This window comes from Marinobacter sp. bablab_jr003, assembly GCF_016464245.1.
In the GTDB taxonomy this organism is placed as follows: Bacteria; Pseudomonadota; Gammaproteobacteria; order Pseudomonadales; family Oleiphilaceae; genus Marinobacter; species Marinobacter vinifirmus.
The window spans coordinates 41,130-60,937 of record NZ_JADARC010000036.1; the positions used below are offsets into that span (position 1 = coordinate 41,130).

A 19,808-nucleotide genomic window follows, 5' to 3' on the forward strand; every position below is an offset into this window, starting at 1 on the left:
CCCGCCCGGACGCCCAAACTTTCGGAAAGAGCCGTCAGCAGTCTCCGAAAAACTGGTTCAGTTAAGTCTTGTGCGGCTTGGTATCAAAGTACCTTCAAGGCCGCATCATAATCCGGCTCGTTCTTGATCTCGCTGACCAGTTCGCTGTGGATAACTTTGTTGTTCTCGTCCAGTACCACGACCGCACGGGCGCACAGGCCGGCGAGGGGGCCGTTCTGGATGGCTACGCCGTAGTCTTGCTGGAAGGCGTAGTTGCGGAAGGTGGAGAGGGTTTCTACGTTGTCCAGGCCTTCGGCGCCGCAGAAGCGGGAGGCGGCGAAGGGTAGGTCGGCGGAGACGACGAGGACGACGGTGTTGTCGAGGCCGCCGGCTTTTTCGTTGAATTTTCGGGTGCTGGCGGCGCAGACGCCGGTGTCGATGCTGGGGATGATGTTCAGGATTTTGCGTTTGCCGGCCCAGTTATCGAGTTTCACTTCTTCCAGGCCGCTGTTGGTCAGTGTGAACGGGGCTGCGTTGTCACCGGGCTGGGGGAATTTGCCGTCGATTTCGATGGGGTTGCCGTCCAGGGTTACGTTGTTCGCCATGGTTTGCTCCTTGCTGATTGGTTTCGGGAATTTGTACTTACTCTATGTAGCCTAGTTTGGATGAGTTTTCATCCATGCGGTTTGTAGGGGTTTAGAGAAAGGGGGAGGGCTTGGTTGGGGGACGCTTTCAATAACTACTCTGCAGCAGCTTGGGCTTCAAAGCTCTGTGCGGGGTAACGCTGCACCATCAGCAGGTAGCCGAGTAAGCCCAGGGCGCCACAGGTGGCGATGATGCTTGCCATGACCAGTGGCGTGCCATCGTGTAGATGGCCGACGAGCGCACCGGCGGTGGCGGCGGCACTCATCTGGATGAAGCCAAGAAGCGCAGAGGCGGAGCCGGCCATGGTGGGGTGGTTGGCCAGGGCGCCGGCCATGGTTTGGGGCAATACCATGCCGGTGCCAACCATGAACAGGGTCTGGGGCAGGATGACCGCCCAGGGGCTGTAAATCTGGTTCCAGGCCAGTAAGGCCATGGCCATTCCCGCAGCTACGGTGGTTACCAGGCCGTAGAGCAGGACCTGGTCCGGGTGGAGCTGATTGGTTAGCCGGATGGACGTCATGTTGCCCAGCAGGTAGCCGCCGGCAGTCACTGCGGTGTATAGGCCGAAATGTTCCGGGGCCACGCCCAGAACATCAATGAGAACGAACGCTGAGCCGGACAGGAACGCGAAGATACCGCCGTAAATTGCAGCGCTGGTGAGGGTATAACCTACGAATGTCATGTCGGCGCTGACTTTGCGGTAGTTACGCAACAGGCTGCCCAGGCGGAAAGGCTGACGGTTGTTCTGGCTTAGTGGTTCGGGGATGCCGATGGCGATCATGATCAGGGCATAGCCGGCCATGACCGTAAAGATCCAGTGCCAGTCCATATGGGCGACAATCAGCCCGCCAAACGTTGGTGCGATTGCCGGTGCCAGCGCCATCATGCCGCCCAGCATAGCCAGGATTTTGGCGGCGTCTCTCGGTTGATAGACGTCACGAACGATGGCTCTTCCCAGCACCGGGCCGGCAGAGCCGCCCAAGGCCTGCAAAAAGCGGAACATCTGCAGGGACTCTATACTACTGGCCAGCGCGCAGCCTATGCTGGCCACGGCGAACAATACCATGCCGCCAATCATGACCGGCTTACGGCCGAAGCGGTCAGCCAAGGGGCCGCAAATCAGTTGGGCTATAGCAAACCCGACAACATACAGGCTGAGGGTCAGCTGTACCTGATCGGTTCCAGCGCCAAAGTCACTGCCAATCTGGGGAAGTGCAGGCAGGTACATGTCCGTAGCCATAGGGCCCAGAGCCACGGCAGCCGCCAGCAGAATGGTTGTCCAGATACTTGTCAGTGCGAGCATGGTTTATGTGGGGCCCATGATGATGTTTGCGAGGCAGGTTTGGGGACGTCCTTCCGAAACTGTGTGGAGCCATGGATGGCGGAGCTCAAGCGTCACATGGGCTCAGCCGAGCGCTCATGAAGCGAAGCTTCATGCGACAACTGAGCGACCGCAATCTGTGATTGCGGGCCGGACCCCGCAGGGGTGCCGAAGGAGCGTGTTTCGGAAGGACGTCCCCACACCTGCCGACCTATTGCGAAGTGGAAGTCTAGGACGATATGCCCGCAAAAATAACAGCCCGAGCTCTCATGCAATACATGAATGAAATTGATTGATTAATTGTTCAGCCCATTCATGGTGGCTGCGACGGAGTTCAGCTGGTTACGAACCCAGCGATGGGCGGGGTCGGTCTGGTGGCGGCGGTGCCAGAGCATGAGCAGGGTAAACGGGTTGTACTGGAACGGCAGCGGCACGTACTCGAAGTCCCGCATCAGGCCGTTGCTCATGCGTTCGGGGGCGGAGGCCAGGAGAGTGGTGCCTTTGAGGAACGCCGGTAGCCCGGAGAAGTTGGACACCGTCACCGCGCTGTGCCGGTTCATGCCGCGGGCTTCCATGGTGCTGTCGAGCCCTGGCTTTTCGCCGGTGGCGAACAGCACGGTGATGTGGTCCGCGGCCATGTACTCCTTCAGATCCGCCGGCGCTTGCCGTTCGTTCTGGTCATAGAACACCACCATCCGGTCTGCCATCAGGCCCCGCTGCATGATGTCTGTGGCCTCCGGCGCGAACGGACTGATCACCAGGTCACAGGCGTCCTTGCGCAGCAGATCGGCATTGGGAATACCGGAGGGAATCACCTGCAAATGAATCCCCGGCGCCTGCTCCCGCAGAATCCTGGCCAACCCCGGCAGCAACAAATCCCGCTGATAGTCGTTGGCGGCAACGGTAAACGTAAACTCCGCCGTCGCCGGATCAAACGGCGGCCCGGAAGGCAGCGTGCGCACATCGTCCAGCAACTGCCGGATATGAGGCCCGGTGCGCAAGGCATAGTCCGTAGGCACAATCCCCCGGCCGGACTTCACAAACAACGGATCCCCGAACGCCTGCCGAAGCCGGTCCAGGGTATGACTCACCGCCGACTGACTAACCCCAAGCCGAACCGCCGCCCGGGAAACACTCCCCTCGTCCAGCACAGCCAGAAAGGTCACCAGAGACCGCAAGTCCAGGTTCAATATATCAATGGATTTCATGGATGGAAGTGTAGGGCAGGAAAGCCCCCAAGTCATCGTTGCAAGACCAGAACCATAGGTAGTAAGAAGAGCAGGAAGGCTCTAAAGATGTCAGCGGAGGCAGGTAGCAGGGGGGAGACTTTCCAAAAATGTGCGGAGCCATGGGTGGAGCGCGCTAGCGCTTCACGGGCTGGCCAGGGATGGCCTGCCCAGGACTCTCTGTGCGACGCAGGAGCAATTAGCACTGAGAGGCGGAGCAGAAGCGCCACATGGAAGTGCCGAAGGAGCGGTTTTTGGAAGGCCTACCCCCTGCCACATGCCGGCCATCACCCAAGCTAAAAGCCTCAGTCAGACCGAACAGCAAGCCACTCCGCAAGCTCCAACCATGAAGCCCGAGGCGCCTTGCTCCCCGCCAGGATCCCCATATGCCCACCCGGAGCCACCCGGAAGGTCTTGTCCGCAGAGCTGACATGATCCATCACCCGCTTCGCCGCCCCCGGCGTCGCCAGGGTATCCTCCTGGCCGGCAATCGCCAGTAAGTTGGCATTCACATTCTCCAGCCGCGCAAAATCCTCACCGATCTGAATTCGCCCCTTCGCCAGCTGGTTATCAATCCACACCCGCACCACCGTGTCCTGAATCACCCCGCCCGGGTAGGCCACCATCCGGTCCAGGAACGCCGACGTCGTGGCATGGTTAGTCACAAACTCCCGATCACCCAGGCGCACCAGCAGCTCCCAGTAACCCATCACACTGCCCACCGGATTGGTCAGCTTGAAGCCGATGGTATTGGCCCAACCAGGTGTGTAGAACCAGTGGGGTTTCAGGTCATGCAGCTTGAACCCGGTGCGCTTGCGCACCACCCCCGCCACATCGGCAATTCTCTGATACATCCAGCCGATGGCACCGGAGGCATGGCTGTCGATGGGCAGGCCCAGCACGATGGCGTTGCGGATATGCTGGTCTTTGCTTAAAGCGGAATAGAATAGGGTAAACATGCCTCCCATACTCCAGCCATGCAGCGACAACTCCTGTTCGCCACTGTGTTCGCGCACCCTGTTCAGGTAGGCCGGCAGCAACTCGGCCACATAGGTGTGCATGTTGTAGTGGGTGTGCTCCCGCTTCGGGGTGCCCCAGTCAATCAGGTATACCTCAAAGCCCTTGGCCCGCAGGAAGCGCACCAGGCTGCGCTGGGGGAAAAGATCGTAGATCAGCATATTCACCGCCAGCGGCGGGATGATCACAATCGGGGTGCGGTGGGTTTTCCGTTCCACCGGAATCACCATGCCGTCCAGCTCGATGAAGTCTTCCTGCAGCGGCGGGTAATAACGCAGGCTCACCAGGCCGTCACTGTGCAGGGTTTCGAAAGGGGTTTGCCCGGCCTGTACCAGGCTGGCGGCGCGGAACACCCGGTCAAAGGCATTGCCGGCGTAGAGTGCACCCTGCCGGGTGAGGCCGGAGGCGGTATTGCGGACCGTTTTCAGAACACTGGGCATGGGCCTTCCATTATCGACTGCTGTTCAGGGAATGGAGTAAGGATAGGGCGGCAGTGGTGCCGGCACCATGGCAAATCCGTCACAGATGACCGGCACAATGGTCACTTCGGGCCACTGCCCAAGTGCCCCGGTGATTGCTATGATGCAGGCCTTCGGAACCAACAACCTACAACAGGACTACCATGCTGAGTTTTCTGCCTGCGCCCCTGATCGGCATTCTCAATTCCATTCTGCTGGGCATCAACACCCTGTTCTGGTGCCTGCTGCTTTACATTCCCGCCATCCTGAAGCTGGTCGTGCCCCACAAGGGCTTCCGGGTGCTGTGCACCAAGGCTATTATCTGGGTGTCGGAATCCTGGGTGGCCTGCAATACCGGCTGGATGAAACTGACCCAGGGTACCCGCTGGCAGGTGACCGGGGCGGAAAACCTCAAGCGTGAAAGCTGGTACCTGGTGCTGAGTAACCACCAGAGCTGGGTGGATATCCTGGCCATGCAGCGGGTATTCAACCGCCGGGCGCCGTTTCTGAAGTTCTTTCTCAAGCAGCAGCTGATCTGGGTGCCGGTGATCGGCCTGGCCTGGTGGGGCCTGGATTTCCCGTTCATGAAGCGCTACAGCCGGGAGTACCTGATCAAGCATCCGGAAAAGCGCGGTGATGATTTGATTGCCACCCGCAAGGCCTGCGAGAAGTTCCGCTATACCCCGGTCAGCGTGATGAACTTTGTCGAAGGCACGCGCTTTACCCAGGCCAAACACGACAAACAGAAATCACCCTACCAGCACCTGCTGGTGCCCAAGGCCGGCGGTGCGGCGTTTGTGCTGGATGCCATGGGCGACTCCATCGACACGCTGGTCGACGTCACCATTGCCTACCCCAACGGCGCGCCCACCTTCTGGGACTTCCTGTGTGGCCGGGTGCCGGAGATCCAGCTGAATATCAGTACCCGGAGCATTCCCGAGCACCTGAAAGGGCGGGACTATTCCAGCGATGCCGAGCACCGCCGGAATATGAAAGACTGGCTGGGCGAACTCTGGCGCGCCAAGGATGAGCGCCTGTCCAGAATGCTGGAGAAGTAAGTAAGAGGGCGGCGTCAGTCGCCCTCTTTGTCTGTACCCGTGGGGATTTCTTCGGCGCTCAGCAGCTTGAAGTTGATCTGCCGGCGCTCGTCGTCCACCCCGGTAAAGCTTACGGTTACGCGCTGTTCCAGCTGGAAGATGCGGCCGTTCTTGTTGTGCACCAGGCGCAGGGTGACCGGGTCAAAGCTGAACTTTCCGTCCAGGTCCTTGCAGCTGACAAAGCCTTCCAGGCCGTTGCAATCCAGTCGCACAAAGAAACCGGAGGGCATGGTGCGGCTGATGGTGCCCTCCATAGGGTCTTCCGGCAGGGTCTTGGCGTAGTCGGCCTTCAGCCAGGTTTCCAGGGTATTGGCGGCCTGGCGAGCGCGGAACTGGGTATTCTGCAGGGCTTCCAGCTGCTGGCTGTTCAGGGCCTTGATGGGGCAATCCCAAAGCGCGGCCTTGATCAACCGGTGTACATAGAAATCCGAGAACTTGCGCAGCGGTGAGGTAAAGGTGGTGTAGGCGGCCAGCCCCATACCCTGGTGGGGCGCGGCTTCAAAACCCAGCTCTGCCCGGGCCAGCTGGCGGGACAGAATGGATTTAACCGGTACTTCCGCTTCCAGTTGCTCGGTGTGTTTCATCAGGGCCTTGAAGCCTTCGGCGGTGCTGGCATCGTGCTCAGCCAGGTGCGGCGCGTAGCCTTCCAGCAGTTTGCGGATGTTGTCGGCGCGGTCGTCCCGCAGGCCCGGGTGCTGGATAAACAGCCCCTGGCCCTGCTGGTTCAGGAAGTCAGCGGCGCAGCGGTTGGCCGCCACCATGCACTCTTCCACCAGCCGGTGGGCTTCGTTCTGCACTGCCGGCTCAATCAGCCGGATGCGCTTGTTTTCGTCCAGCCGCAGCCGGAATTCCGGCCGATCGTTGCTCAGCAGTGCGTGTTCGGCGCGCCATTTACGCAGGGCGGTGGCGGCCTGGTGCAGCTGGTCCAGGCTGTTGGCCACGGCGTCTGGCAGGGCCTTGATGTCGTCGTCTTCCCGGCCTTCAATCAGGTGCGAGACCAGCTCGTAGCTGAGCTTACCCTTGGAGCAGATCGTGGCCTGGTGAAAGCTGTAGTCACCCAGGCTGCCATCGTTGTTCACCTGCAGGTCGCACACCAGTGCCAGCCGGGGTACATCCGGCATCAGTGAGCACAGGCGGGTGCTGATGGTGTCTGGCAGCATGGGCAGCGGCTCGCCCGGGAAGTAGATTGCCGTGGCCCGGTTGAAGGCTTCTTCCTCGGCCGGGCTGCCCGGTTCAATCATCGCCGTCGGGTCGGCAATGGCAATGGACAGAGTCCAGCCGGTGGCGTTGGGTGTGGCCATCAGGGCATCGTCCATGTCCTGGGTGCCCGGGCTGTCGATGGTTACATAGGGCTGTGCGGTGCGGTCTTCGCGGCCATCGGTATGGGCGGAAACAGACTCTTCGCCCAGGGCATCGGCCTGCTTCTGCACTTCGTCCGGCCAGGCGTCGGCCAGGTCGAAGTTGGCCAGGGTGAAGGCCCGTTCGATGCCCGGCTCACCGGCCTTGCCGATAACCCGAAGTACCTTGGCCTGGCCCTTGCCGTCCTTGAACGGGTGGCGATGAATCTGGCAGTAGATGAAGTCGTCCGGCTGGGCGTTCATGCGCTCTTTCGGCGGAATGAAGATCCAGCGGTTGATGCCCGGGGTTTCCGGCGCCACAAAGTGGCCCTTGCCCTTGATCAGGTAACGGCCCACGAAGGTGGTCAGGTGCGATTCCAGAAGCTCGTCCACCACGCCCTGGGTTTTGCCCTTTTCCACTTCCTGTTCGGTAACGTTTACCCGGTCGCCGGGCAGCACCTTCTGCATTTCCTCGGGCGGCAGGAACACGTCCCGTCCTTCGTCCAGGGCCACAAAGCCGAAGCGCCCGTTGGTGGGCTTGACGGTACCCGGGAAGACCACCTTGTTCTGCTTGATATCGGTTTTCAGCTGGCGCAACTGATTGAGAGCGTCGGCATTGAGCATGGAGAAATAACCTGGCTAAAAATGTGTGATGCAGCGGAGTATAACGGTTCTGCCAGAGGGAGTCAGATCTGTCAGGCCGGATGAAAGGCTTCGCCCGTCGGCGAGAGGATGCAGACCCGGTTCCGGCCTTTTTTCTTGGCTTCGTACAGGGCCCGGTCGGCAGTGCGCAGCAGGGTATCGAAATCTTCACCAGGCTGGCAGTAATAGCCGCCCACGCTGATGGTAACCGGTGTTCCGCTACGCTTGCTTTCCCGCTCGACACCGGCGCGAATACGGCAGGCAATCTGCTCCAGTGTGGTGGCATCGCACGGTGACAGCAGTACCACGAACTCGTCACCGCCCCAGCGCCCGGGGTGGTCATAAGGCCGAACAGCCGCTTTCAGCCAGAGTGCAACCCGACACAAGATCTGGTCACCGGCCTGGTGGCCCTGGCTGTCGTTGATGGCTTTGAAGTGATCAATGTCCAGCCATAGCAAGCCGAAGCCTTTTTGCTCCCTCTCAGCGCGTTGAATCTCCTCATTCATGGCTTCGTCGAGCCCCCGGCGGTTTTTCAGGCCGGTCAGGGCATCAACCCGGGCCAGGCGCTGCAGTTCCTCGGTGCGTTGCGCCACCTTCTGCTCAAGATCGCGGGTGGTATCCCGCAGGGAATGGGACATCTTCTCGAAATGGTCTACCAGGCGGCCAATCTCGTTGTCTGGCTTGGGCAGGTAGGGCAGGTCAAAGCGGCCGTCCCCTAACCGGTGCACGGCTTCCTCAAGGCTGACCACCGGCCGCAGGATACGGGACTGGATGATCAGGTGGAACAGCACCAGTGTCACCAGAAGGCTGACCAGGAACACCGATATCAGCGGCCAGAGATAGCTTCGGGGAATCAGCGCATCCAGGTCGAGCAGGGTAATCTCGAACCAGCCGATGGCGGGCAAAAAGGCTACGCCGGCGAGGTGTTTGCGACCGTCCACCGTAACGAATCCGCTTTCTACCGCGCCGTATTCGCCATTGCGCTGTTTAAGAAGCTGCAGCATGCCGAGAATTTGCTGTTTGTCCTGGGGGGCGTCGAACAGCAGGTCTACGGTGTTCTTCTGGCCTTCCGGTTTGATGATGGTGGCAAAGTCGATGTAGTTGCGATCCCGGTAGAGCTGGATGGCACCGTTGTAGTCCACGAACAGGGTGGTGATGCCTTCCTGGCCGATATCGACTATGTCTTGCAGAAAGTCGTCCAGGTTCAGGCCGGTGCCGACCATGCCGACGATGTTGTTGTCTTCGTCACGCATGAGTGCGTCGATCCATAGCTTGGTAACGCCCAGCTCGGTGTCGGGATTGACGTTCAGGTGAAAATCCCGGCCTTCCTCGATCAGCTGGAAAAACCAGGTGTCATCGGGCTTGTCCGGATTCAGGGTATAACGATACTGGTTGCCGGCGTAGTCGTTGTCAGCGTTGTTGTAGTAGTAATGGCCGTTACCACGCAGCGCCACAAAGTAGCTGTTATCGCGGAAGTTGCTGCGGAAGCTCTCCATCTGACGGATGGCCTGGGCTTTCAGTTTCGGGTCTTCCGGTGACCGGGCCCACTGAATCAGGGCCGAGGAACTGGCCATCTGCCGGGCCAGCCCGATTTCCCGTTCCAGGGACTGCAGCAGCCGGGCGCTGTCGTAGCGCACCTGGATCTCGGCCACCTGCTGGCCCCAGCGCTCAATAATGTCTTCCGATAACGCCCGGTAGGCCAGCCAGGAAGCGGTACCTGCCGCGACGATCAACAGCGCAGCCAGCCCGAGAATGCGGGTTTTGAGGCTCAAAATGTTTCCTTGCCAGTATTGTTCTGAATCCATGTTCCATCATAGAACAGTGCGGGGCTGTCGTGTAGAAAAAATAGGCAGATTTCGGGCGCAGGTGTGCAACCTGCGCCCGACACAGCCCCGAAGGGCGAACCATCAGTTGTGTTGATTAAAGATCCGGGTCTGGCCCTGTTCATTGAACAGAATCACCTTGTAGTGATCTTTCCGGTCGCCCATTTCCATACCCGGAGAGCCTGCCGGCATGCCGGGCACGCTCAGGCCGGTGGCTTTGGGGGCCTCGGCCAGCAGGCGCTTGATGTCGTCTGCCGGTACATGGCCTTCAATCACATAGCCATCCACAAAGGCGGTGTGGCAGCTGCCCAGGCCCGGAATCAGTCCAGCTTCGGCTTTGATCTTGCCCATGTCGTCGCTGTTGGTGGCGGTGACGTCAAAACCGTTTTCTTCCAGATGGTCGATCCAGTCTCCGCAGCAGCCGCACGTGGGGGATTTATACACGTGAATGCTTTGGGCCGCGCCGCCGGCCAGGGCGGTGGTGCTGAATCCCAGGGCAGCCATCAGGCCGAGGGCAAGGGTGTGTTTTCTCATGGTGATTACCTCAGTGATGTTGATCGGAGTTGTCCGAGTTAGAGCCGGAGAGCCAGAACCACCAGACAATGGCAGCCATCAGGGCGAGACCACCGGCATTGACCAGAAATGTTGTCATCAGTTCCGCTCCTCTGCTGATACCTGGGGTTGGCTGGTCTTGAACAGCCGTAGCCGGTTGGCGTTGGTCACCACGGTGACCGAAGACAGCGACATGGCGGCGCCAGCCAGGATCGGACTCATCAGGATGCCCCAGACAGGGTAAAGCAGGCCTGCGGCCACCGGAATACCCAAGGAGTTATAGACGAAGGCGCCGAACAGGTTCTGGTGAATGTTCTTCACCGTCGCCCGGGAAATCTCGATGGCGTCCGGCACCCCGTGCAGGGAACCGCGCATCAGGGTGATCGATGCGCTTTCAATGGCTACATCGGTACCGGTGCCGATGGCAAAGCCGACGTCCGCAGCCGCCAGTGCCGGGGCATCGTTGATGCCATCGCCGACCATGGCCACGGTGTAGCCTTTACCCCGCATTTCGCTGACCACTTCGGCCTTGTCCTCCGGCAACACCTCGGCCCGATAGTCATCGATACCGGATTTGGCCGCAATGGCGCGGGCGGTGGCATCGACATCGCCGGTGACCATCATCACCTTGATGCCAGCGTCGTGCAGGCGCCGGATGGCAGCCTCGGAATCCGGTTTGATGGCATCGGCCACGCCGATGACGCCCAGCACTTGTTGCCCTGATGCGAGGAACAGCGGTGTGCCGGCTTCCCGGGTAATGGCTTGGGCGGCTTCATTCAGGGCGTCTACAGACAGCCCTTCGGCTTCCAGCCAGCGCCGGTTACCCAGGCGCACTGTTTCGCCGTTAAATTCACCTTGAACACCTTTACCGTTCAACGCTTCAAAGCCGGTGACGGCTTCCACGGAGACCTCATCTTCTTTGGCACGCGCCAGAATCGCCTCCGCTAAAGGGTGCTCGGAATGCTGCTCCAGCCCGGCAGCCAGCGCCAGCAACCGGTTTTTATCGCCATCAACCGCATGCACCCGGGTCACCGCCGGATGGCCTTCGGTGATGGTGCCGGTCTTGTCCAGAATCACCAGGTCAATCTTGCCGGCGGTCTGCAAGGCATCGCCCTGGCGAATCAGCGCACCGTACTCCGCTGCTTTGCCGACGCCCACCATCACCGACATGGGTGTGGCCAGGCCCAGCGCGCAGGGGCAGGCAATGATCAGCACCGTGGTGGCGGCCACCATCATATGCACCACCGCCGGCTCCGGCCCGACGTTGTACCAGACCAGAGCCGACACCACGGCAATCAGCATCACCGTGGGCACGAACACCGAAGAAATCTTGTCTGCCAGCCGGCCAATGGCGGGTTTCGAGCCCTGGGCCTTCTTCACCAGCTTGATGATCTGCGCCAGCGCGGTCTCGCTGCCCACCCGGGTAGCTTCATAAATAATCGAGCCGTGGGTGTTCAGAGTACCGGCGGAGACCTCATCGCCTTCGCCCTTGCCCACCGGCATGGGCTCACCGGTCAGCATGCTTTCATCGATGCGGGTGGTGCCTTCGGCAATCACCCCGTCTACCGGCAGCTTCTCGCCCGGGCGCACCCGGATGCGGTCGCCTTTCTCAACCTCTTCAACGGGAATGTCCTGTTCCTGGCCATCGCGGATCACCCGGGCCGTCTTCGCCCGTAAATCCAGCAACCGGCGCACCGCCTCTGAAGTCTTGCCCTTGGCCCGCAGCTCCAGCGCCTGGCCCAGATTGATCAGGCCGATAATCATCGCCGAGGCCTCAAAATACACATGCCGCGCCATCTCCGGCAGCGCCCCCGGCACGCTGGCCACCACCATTGAATAGAGCCAGGCGGTACCGGTACCCAGGGCAATCAGCGTGTCCATATTGGCGTTATGGTGTTTGAACGCCTTCCAGGCCCCGGTATAGAAATGCCCGCCGGTGGCAATCATCACCCCCAGGGTGAGAACACCCAGGTTGATCCAGGTAAGCTGATTGGCCTCGGTCACCATCATCGACCCGAAGCCCATGCCCCAGATCATCAGCCCAAGGCCCAGCCCCAGGCTGATGGCCATCTTCACCAGCAGCACCTTGTACTGCTTCTTGTCCTCTTTCTGCTTGCGGTCGTCGGCGGCATCCGCGTCTTCTAACACCCGGGCACCATAACCCGCACTCTCCACCGCCTGCACCAGCGCCTGAGGATCGGCATCACCGCTGGCGGTGGCGGTATTGTCCGCCAGGTTCATATGGGCGTGGGTTACCCCGGGCACCGACATCAGGGCCTTCTCGATAGAATTCACACAGGACGCACAGGTCGCCCCGGTCACCGCCAACACCACCGCATCGCTATCGGCGCCGGCATCCGCTTCGGTCGCCGCCACCGCTGCCGGCTTATCCGGCTCGTGGGTTTCTTCCTGCGCCTTGCTGCTGCAGCAGGACGTGGCTTTCTTCGACGCACAACAGCTGCCGGACTCCGCCTCCGGCTCAGGCAATGGCTCTGCCGGATACCCGGTCTCCGTCACAATCCGCGCCGCCTCGGCCACATCCACACCCTCAGGCAGGGCCACCGTCTGTGCCTCGAGATTCACCTCAACCAGCTCGGTACTACCGGCCAGCGGCTCCAGGGCATTGCGAATCTTCTTCGCACACCCCTGACAAGACGCCCCGGAAATCGACAGTGCTGTTCTCAGAACCGGTGCTTCACCCATCACTCACTACTCCCACAGCAAGACCCGGCAGAAGGATCATCCCAATGCTCGATCAACCGACAAATCGTATGCCCGTCCGGCGTCCCATCCGGCATCTCCTGCCATGCCGAAAGTGCTGACACCATCCGCTTGCGCAACAACTGCAACTCCGCAATCTCCCGCTCAACCTCCGCCAGCCGCTGCGTAAACACATCCCGCACCATGGGGCAGGGTGAATGATGATCATCCGCCTGCTCCAGAATCTGCCGGATCTCCGGCAACGAAAAACCCAGCTGCCGAGCCTTCCGGGCAAACCGCAACCGCCGAAGATCCTCGGCGTCATAAAGCTGGTAGTTGTTGTCCGGATTGCGGACAGGACGCAGCAGACCTTCCCGGGTGTAGAACCGGACGGTATCCGGGTTAACCCCGGCGGCGGTGGCGATTTCTTTGACTTTCATGGTGCCATGATCCCCCAATAAACATTCGGGTGGATGGGAGGCCTATTCAGATGCTTCGGAGTGTTGGTGTGGGTGGCGCTTCCGAAAATGTTCGTAGCCATGGATGGCGGAGACAAGCGTACAGGGAAGTATTCACAGCGGTTTTCGGAAGCGCCACCCACACCGACACGGCAATCTCCCAAATCCACAACAGAAGAGTAAAACCTGTGACCAACTCACAGGTCAAAGGTTTCAGAAAAGGAAATCAGGAAGAGGAATTTTTAGAGCGAAGAAACACACCACATGACTTGCACTGATCAGGCGCCATCAGCTTCGCCTGCCAACCGATCTTCTCGCCACAGGCTGGACACCGAAGCCGAAGCTGAAGCACAACAATCGGCGCCACCAGCAACGCCAGCAGCACCCCCAGCGAACCCCAGTCATCGCCCGAAGAAATCCCCAGCTGACTGCTGAACACCAGCACCACAATCAACGCCACAAACGCGAAGACAAAATAATTGCGATTCCACCGCTCCCAGCGGCGAAGCTTCGCATCCTGCTCCGGAGTCAGATACCTGGCAGACATAACAACCACCCGAAAAGAATTTACCGGAAGTTTGCAGCCAGCGGCAGCCAATTACAATCGGGAAATGGCCGGCTCGCGGGCGAATGGCGCTTCCACCATGATGGAACTCTCCAGCTCCTCCGGCGGCACCGGATGATTGATCAGGAAACCCTGGGCCAGGTTGCAGTGGTGCCGGCGCAGGAAATTCAGCTGGTCCCGGGTCTCCACACCTTCGGCCACCACCCGGATGCCCAGGTTGTGCGCCAGGTTGATCACCGCCCGGGTAATCACCGCATCATCGTGGCGGCTGGTCACCTCGGTGATAAACGACCGGTCAATCTTCAGCATATCCACCGGGAAATCCCGCAGGTAGCCCAGCGACGAATAGCCTACCCCGAAATCATCAATGGCCAGGTGCACCCCCAGCTGGTGCAACTGGCGCAGCTGATTGAGGTTGTGCTCGATATTCTGGATGAAAATCTCCTCGGTCAGCTCTACCTCCAGCATGGCCGGGTCCACCTGCTCGGCCAGCAGCGTGTCCCGGATATGGGCCACCAGGGACTCATCGTCCAGCTCCCGGCCCGACAGGTTGACGGCAATCCGGAGGTTCTCGCAGGGCGTGCCTTTCCAGCGCGCCAACTGGCGGCAGGCGGCCAGGACTACCCAGCGGCCGATCTCGGTAATGCGGCCGCTTTCCTCCGCCAGGGGAATGAACTCACAGGGTGCCAGCAAGCCCCGGCGCGGGTGCTGCCAGCGAATCAGCGCCTCGACGCTGGTCACTTCGTTGGAGTCCAGGTCGAGCTGGGGCTGGTAGTACAGAACGAATTCGTCATTGGCCAGGGCCTGGCTCAGATCCTTGTCCAGTTCCAGCCGCATCACCTCCCGGTCCTGCATGCCTTCCATATAGAACTGATAGGTGTTGCGGCCCTGCTCCTTGGCCCGGTACAGGGCAATGTCGGCGTTGCGCAGCAGGGTGTCGGCATCCAGGCCGCTCTGGGGATACAAGGCCACGCCCATGGTGGCGGTAATGCTGTGGCGTTCGCCCTGAACCTCGAACGGCTCCTGGAAGCACTGGCTGATTTGCCCCAGCAGATGAATGACATCATCGATATCGTCGACCTGTTGCTGGCACACCATAAACTCGTCACCGCCGGAATAAGCCACCAGCACCAGCTCGTCGCTGAGGCGGTTCAGCCGTTCCGACACGCTAATCAGCAGTTCGTCGCCAAACTGGTGGCCGAGGGTATCGTTGAGCATCTGGAAGCGGTCAAGGTCGAGCAGGATCAGCGCTGCCTGGCGCATCTGCCGGTCGGCAATGCCGAGGGTATGGACCAGGTCTTCCATAAAGAAGCGGCGGTTGGCCAGGCCGGTGAGGGTGTCGGTGGATTCCAGCCGTTCCAGGTCTTTCTGCACGGCTTTGCGCTGGTCGATCTCCCGCTCCAGCTCTTTACGGGTTTTCAGCAGGGCCTGGTTGCGCCGGAGGATGGCCTGGACCAGCACCGTGGTCAGGCTGGTGAGCAGCCCGAGCAGGAACAGGCTGCCGAAGATAATACGGACGTGACGGCTGTCTTCCTCGATCAGCCCGCTGCGCAGCCAGAAGCCGACGGCCAGGAAGACCATCAGAATTAGCACAGGGAACGCCGGGCTCATCAGAGCACGCACGATCGGTTTCATGGCTGTGTCATTGCCCGGCATACTTCTCAACCACATGGCTCGGCCAATCTTATGATTATTATGGGACCACGGATCACCCCCCGAAGGGGGTGCGGATACAATCGCTGCAGGCTAGGTTATGACAGGCTGGGCAAACGGGTAACAGTCGTTCGCCCAAACTGTGACAGGCCTCTTGATTCGAGCGGGAATCAGCGGCCGGATGCGGGTGTGGCAATGCCCAGTTTCGGAATTTCCTGCTTCGGGCAGCGGTCCATGACCACTTTAAGCCCTGCGGCTTCCGCCCGGGCAGCACCGTCTTCGTTGATCACGCCAATCTGCAGCCAGAGCACCGGGATTTTCTGTTCGATGGCCTGGTCGATCACCGCATCGGTGCGCTCCGGAGCCAGGAACAGGTCTGCCATGTCGACCGGCTCGGGCAAGGAGGCCAGGTCGGCATACACGGTCTCGCCGAGAATTTCCTGGCCGGCCAGTCTCGGGTTCACCGGAATCACCCGGTAACCGTGGCCTTGCAGGTTTTCCATCACCTCATGGGAGGGGCGGTTGGTTTTCTCGCTGGCGCCCACCAGGGCAATGGTGCGGACGGTCTCGAGAATTTCGCGAATCTGTTCAGGGCTGTTGCTGGGCATGCTATCTCCTCGATAATTCAGCAGCTCTATACGGTGTTACACTGTAAAGTGAAAATAGAAACTAGCATAACCCTTTCAAATTTTCCGATGGATCGAATGCGGGCAGCCCATAGTGCAAGACTTTCGGTCCAGTTGTGAAGGAATCTACGTGGATGACTGAAGCTAAATTAACAATGCTAGGTGTGGGGCACTCCGAAGCTATCAATCATTGGAATAACAATGCGATGATCGAAGCCAATGGCCGCCGACTGTTGATTGATGCTGGATACACAATCAAGTTCGCTCTACGGGACCGTGGGTTTACCCCGCAGGATATTGACGCCATTTTTATCACTCATGTTCATGCCGACCATTGTTTTGGGCTTGAACGATTAGCCTATGAATGCCGCTTTAGCTACGGGTTTAAACCTACCCTCTATTTACCTCCGGGAGTCTATGAAGAGCTATGGATGCACACATTGAAGGGTGTGATGGGCCAAGTAGGGGAAGGCCCAGCTGAGTTACGTGATTTTTTTGACATAGTTCTAGTCGATGAAAGTGGCTTTGAATTTGAAGGTGTGGATCTGCAGTTATTCCAGAACCGGCATACCCCGAATAAACCCTCTTATGGCCTATTTATTAATCAAAGATTATTGTTCAGTGGCGATACTCGACCAATCCCAGATATTGTCAGCCGATACAATCCAAAAATCATTCTGCATGACAGTACACTCTCGAACTGGAATCCAGTGCATGCGTCGTTAACGGAACTTCGAGAATGTTATCCAAAAGCGGTCCGCAAACGTATGTACCTAATGAGTTACGAGGATTACTTTGAGAATTATCGACTGGAAGTGGAGGAAGATTTTGCGGGCTTTGCGGAACAGGGACAGGAGTTCGACGTTTGAGTATTGAAATAATGGAAGCGAGAGTTATTCACTCCGATTCCAGGGCCGGTAGATTCCTAGCGTTGTGTACTGAAGAGCAGCAGCTGGCATATAGCCATTGGCGCGCATTCCAAAAGGCGGGCTATCCTGCCGTTCAGGTGGGACAGGTTTTCAAAGTTCGTCTCGGGCGAGATGCCCGCGACGGTGAAACGCTTGTCGTTCGCGAAGTCATAGCGGAATGTGAGGCTGAGAATATTGCCATCTCTGGGGTCGGTCGTGATTCCGAACAGCAATTGGTTTCGGATCGCCATTGGTTGGACCAGCTTAACGCTTCGAATGGCATTACCGTGGTCGCTAACAAGGTGCTGAACGGATCCGAAATATTTGACCTGGACATTCCTGGATCGCTGGTATTGATTAACTGTAAAGTCGTCGGTGATTTTCGATGGATACGCGCCCGTTTCGAGGGCAGTTTTTGGTGTCTCAACTGTCAGTTTGAAAATCACTTCAGTTTGAAGTCGGCTAATCTTGACGGCAGTGTGGTCATTTTTGGCTGTGACTTTTCTGGCCCTGGCGGAATTTCATTTCGTGGCATCAAGGCTTTATCTGTTTTGATTGAGTTTGGCACCCGGGGCGGCGATGACATGCTCTGGTTGAATGAAATGACACTTAGGGGGTGCCTGACACTGAATGGCAGCTTTGACGCACCGGTACAACTGCTATCGAAACAGGACGATGCCCCCGTTAACACTCAACCTCGACTGAACAATGTTTACATTGGGCGTCAGAGCTACCATGCCGAGCATTTAAGTCGGAACGAGTTTAGCGGCGGTATTTGTGTCGATGGGTACGATCTCGACGGTGATCTGGAGGTTCACCGCAGCACACTGGGCCAACTGCAGCTTGCAGACATCAAGGCGAATAGCATTACGGTACGAGATTGTGAACTGACAAAAGATCTGAGTATGAATCGAGTGTCGATTCAAGATGAGGCCAAGGGAATAGCGGTAGAAGATTCCATGATTGGCCGTAATCTCCGTATGACGGGCAAAAGTCTCCGGGGACGCTGCCGGCTGTCTGGCACTTCGGTGGATCAGTCTTGGATTCTGGAGCTGGAAAAACCGGAGGATGGAACCCCGGCTATTGAAATGTCACGATTTCACGCGGCACAGGCGTGGTTTGACCCGGTTTCGTTGATCTACGGCAGTGTGCCGATTCGTCGTCTCATGAGCCCTCCTCCGTTTGCTTTGTTGGCAAATTTTGACGCCAGATCATCAGATGTTGAGAATCGCCGTTTGCTTTCAGAAGCTTATACATGTTTCAAGAACTGGCTGGCGGACACTGGCCATTTAAGGGAGGAAGATCATGCATTCTTTCATATGCGTGACTACAAAGAATCCGGCAGACTGCGCAGGCTAATACTCGGCGGTTTTTTCGGCTGGGGGATTCGGCTCAGAAACGTTTTGTGTACGGCGCTGCTGGTAATTGGAATTTTTGCGTTTGCTTTTGCGCTTACAGGTTTTCCATCAAGCGAGGCGCTGATGCTGAGTCTGCAAAGCTTTATCAGCATACTTTTTGGAGAATGGAGCCTACCGGTTCCCCCCGCCATATCGTGGCTGTCGCTTATGGTCACCATGGAGTCCATGATCGGAGTGTTGCTCGTTACCGTACTAATTGGTGCGTATATCCGAAAACTGTTGAGATGATCATATGTGGTATCTATGCGGACTGGGTAGCAATGTTGAACCAAGGTTGAATCTGGCCAATGCGGTTGCCACGCTGTTGGAAGAAAATAACATGCTGTGGTTGTCGCCCGTTATACATACCCAGCCTAAGGGCATAGTGACGAAGCGTTCCTTTCTCAATGCTCTAGTTGTTTTCTACAGCCCACTGTCACTATGTCAGCTCAAAAACAGGACGAATGCGCTTGAGGAAGCCTTGGGTCGTGATCGTGCTGATCCGCTGAGAAGCTTGAAAGACCGCTGCATCGATGTGGACATTTTGGAGCAAAGTGGTGACGGCTGCTTCACCGGGGCGACCATCGAGGAGTCGTATTATCGTGAACTTTTTACTGGGCTTGAGCATGCCCGTTCAGCTCGAGTAACGATCCGTATTGTGGGGCATTCCTTGGGCCAAGCGCCGGCCACCATCCACCGGGATGCTCGCTCCGGTGATGTAGTCGTTATCCAAGAGGGACAGCACTTGCATGACCACGCTGTGAAAGCCCCCTTCTCGGCCTAAGAGCGTTTCTCCCAGAACTTGCTGTTTCTGGTCATCGGTATGGCTGGGAAGAAACCCGATCGGACCAGGCATAATGGCGTTGACACGAACATGAGGCGCAAGCAGGGCAGCGTAGCTAAGGGTTAAGTTAGCCAGCGCTGCTTTTGAAGCGCAGTAAGCGGCAAAAGCCGGGTTGGGTTTATCCGCAAAGATATCAGTAATGTTGACCACAAGCGTTGGTCTGTGATTTCTTCGACCAGTATTTTTGAGTGTTTCTGAGAACCCATGCATCAACTGCATTGGTGCCGTGCTGTTTACCTGAAAAAAATGGCGAGACTGTTCCGCCAGCTTTATATCATCATTTGTGATGTCGGGAGTAAAACTTGATGCGTTATTGATCAGAACGTCCAACCGATCACTACGTTTGAGAATCTCCCCAATGCATGTCCCTACCGATGGTTGATCTTCGAGATCGGTTTGAATTGCGGTTGCGCCCCGTCGAATCAGTGACTTGAGATCGTCGGTTTCCGTTCGATAAACTGCAAATACCTGAAAATCACGATCGAGCAGGGCCGAGGCGAGTTCATAGCCTAGCCTGCGTCCTGCACCGGTTATCACTGCGACGGGGGTCATGGGAGCTC

15 protein-coding genes and 2 pseudogenes are annotated in these 19,808 nt (G+C 58.3%); 4 read left to right on the forward strand and 13 right to left on the reverse strand.

What is annotated here, in order from left to right; translation table 11 throughout:
- Positions 1-83: 83 nt before the first annotated feature.
- The 4 genes from tpx to H3Z84_RS02530 form a co-directional block, all read right to left on the reverse strand.
- Complete coding sequence (gene tpx, locus H3Z84_RS02515; RefSeq protein ID WP_199456131.1) at positions 84-584, reverse strand: thiol peroxidase; 501 nt, start codon at positions 582-584, stop codon at positions 84-86.
- A 134-nt stretch (positions 585-718) separates the two neighbouring features.
- Positions 719-1,927 (reverse strand): multidrug effflux MFS transporter, encoded by a 1,209-nt coding sequence (locus tag H3Z84_RS02520; RefSeq protein WP_199456132.1) that lies wholly within the window; start codon positions 1,925-1,927, stop codon positions 719-721.
- A 314-nt stretch (positions 1,928-2,241) separates the two neighbouring features.
- Positions 2,242-3,153, reverse strand: a complete 912-nt coding sequence (locus tag H3Z84_RS02525; protein WP_199456133.1) for a LysR family transcriptional regulator — start codon at positions 3,151-3,153, stop codon at positions 2,242-2,244.
- A gap of 323 nt (positions 3,154-3,476) precedes the next feature.
- Positions 3,477-4,628 (reverse strand): alpha/beta fold hydrolase, encoded by a 1,152-nt coding sequence (locus H3Z84_RS02530; RefSeq protein WP_199456134.1) that lies wholly within the window; start codon positions 4,626-4,628, stop codon positions 3,477-3,479.
- A 182-nt stretch (positions 4,629-4,810) separates the two neighbouring features.
- On the opposite strand from H3Z84_RS02530, the gene H3Z84_RS02535 reads away from it, so the two are divergent.
- Positions 4,811-5,704: an acyltransferase gene (locus H3Z84_RS02535; RefSeq protein ID WP_199456135.1), complete on the forward strand. Its 894-nt coding sequence runs from the start codon at positions 4,811-4,813 to the stop codon at positions 5,702-5,704.
- A 14-nt stretch (positions 5,705-5,718) separates the two neighbouring features.
- On the opposite strand, the gene H3Z84_RS02540 is transcribed toward H3Z84_RS02535, so the two are convergent.
- The 8 genes and pseudogenes from H3Z84_RS02540 to H3Z84_RS02575 form a co-directional block, all read right to left on the reverse strand.
- Complete coding sequence (locus H3Z84_RS02540; RefSeq protein WP_199456136.1) at positions 5,719-7,704, reverse strand: ribonuclease R family protein; 1,986 nt, start codon at positions 7,702-7,704, stop codon at positions 5,719-5,721.
- Positions 7,705-7,775: 71 nt separating this feature from the next.
- The gene (locus H3Z84_RS02545; RefSeq protein WP_199456137.1) at positions 7,776-9,494 is read right to left on the reverse strand and encodes a GGDEF domain-containing protein; all 1,719 of its coding nucleotides are present in this window, start codon (positions 9,492-9,494) and stop codon (positions 7,776-7,778) included.
- A gap of 135 nt (positions 9,495-9,629) precedes the next feature.
- Positions 9,630-10,079 carry a DUF411 domain-containing protein gene (locus H3Z84_RS02550; RefSeq protein WP_199456138.1) on the reverse strand — a complete coding sequence of 150 codons (450 nt, stop codon included), beginning with the start codon at positions 10,077-10,079 and terminating at the stop codon, positions 9,630-9,632.
- A gap of 117 nt (positions 10,080-10,196) precedes the next feature.
- Positions 10,197-12,800, reverse strand: coding sequence for a heavy metal translocating P-type ATPase (locus H3Z84_RS02555; RefSeq protein WP_199456139.1), 2,604 nt, complete (start codon positions 12,798-12,800; stop codon positions 10,197-10,199).
- Positions 12,800-13,237, reverse strand: coding sequence for a MerR family transcriptional regulator (locus H3Z84_RS02560; RefSeq protein ID WP_022990344.1), 438 nt, complete (start codon positions 13,235-13,237; stop codon positions 12,800-12,802). Before H3Z84_RS02560 ends, H3Z84_RS02555 begins: the two co-directional genes overlap by 1 nt.
- A gap of 244 nt (positions 13,238-13,481) precedes the next feature.
- Positions 13,482-13,802, reverse strand: a complete 321-nt coding sequence (locus H3Z84_RS02565; protein ID WP_094624988.1) for a hypothetical protein — start codon at positions 13,800-13,802, stop codon at positions 13,482-13,484.
- Positions 13,803-13,853: 51 nt separating this feature from the next.
- Positions 13,854-15,320, reverse strand: a pseudogene (locus H3Z84_RS02570) (putative bifunctional diguanylate cyclase/phosphodiesterase); the annotation flags it as partial.
- A 323-nt stretch (positions 15,321-15,643) separates the two neighbouring features.
- Entirely contained in the window at positions 15,644-16,081 is a 438-nt protein-coding gene (locus H3Z84_RS02575) for a CoA-binding protein (RefSeq protein WP_199456140.1), read from the reverse strand.
- Between the two features lie 152 nt (positions 16,082-16,233).
- Between H3Z84_RS02575 and H3Z84_RS02580 the strand changes: the two genes are divergently transcribed.
- The 3 genes and pseudogenes from H3Z84_RS02580 to H3Z84_RS17325 form a co-directional block, all read left to right on the forward strand.
- Entirely contained in the window at positions 16,234-16,968 is a 735-nt protein-coding gene (locus H3Z84_RS02580) for an MBL fold metallo-hydrolase (protein WP_199456141.1), read from the forward strand.
- Positions 16,965-18,653, forward strand: a complete 1,689-nt coding sequence (locus H3Z84_RS02585) for a hypothetical protein (protein WP_199456142.1) — start codon at positions 16,965-16,967, stop codon at positions 18,651-18,653. Before H3Z84_RS02580 ends, H3Z84_RS02585 begins: the two co-directional genes overlap by 4 nt.
- Positions 18,654-18,657: 4 nt before the next feature.
- Positions 18,658-18,942: pseudogene (locus H3Z84_RS17325) on the forward strand (2-amino-4-hydroxy-6-hydroxymethyldihydropteridine diphosphokinase); the annotation flags it as partial.
- A gap of 96 nt (positions 18,943-19,038) precedes the next feature.
- Here H3Z84_RS17325 and H3Z84_RS02590 read toward each other — a convergent pair.
- Positions 19,039-19,800 carry an SDR family NAD(P)-dependent oxidoreductase gene (locus tag H3Z84_RS02590; protein WP_199456143.1) on the reverse strand — a complete coding sequence of 254 codons (762 nt, stop codon included), beginning with the start codon at positions 19,798-19,800 and terminating at the stop codon, positions 19,039-19,041.
- Positions 19,801-19,808: the final 8 nt, after the last annotated feature.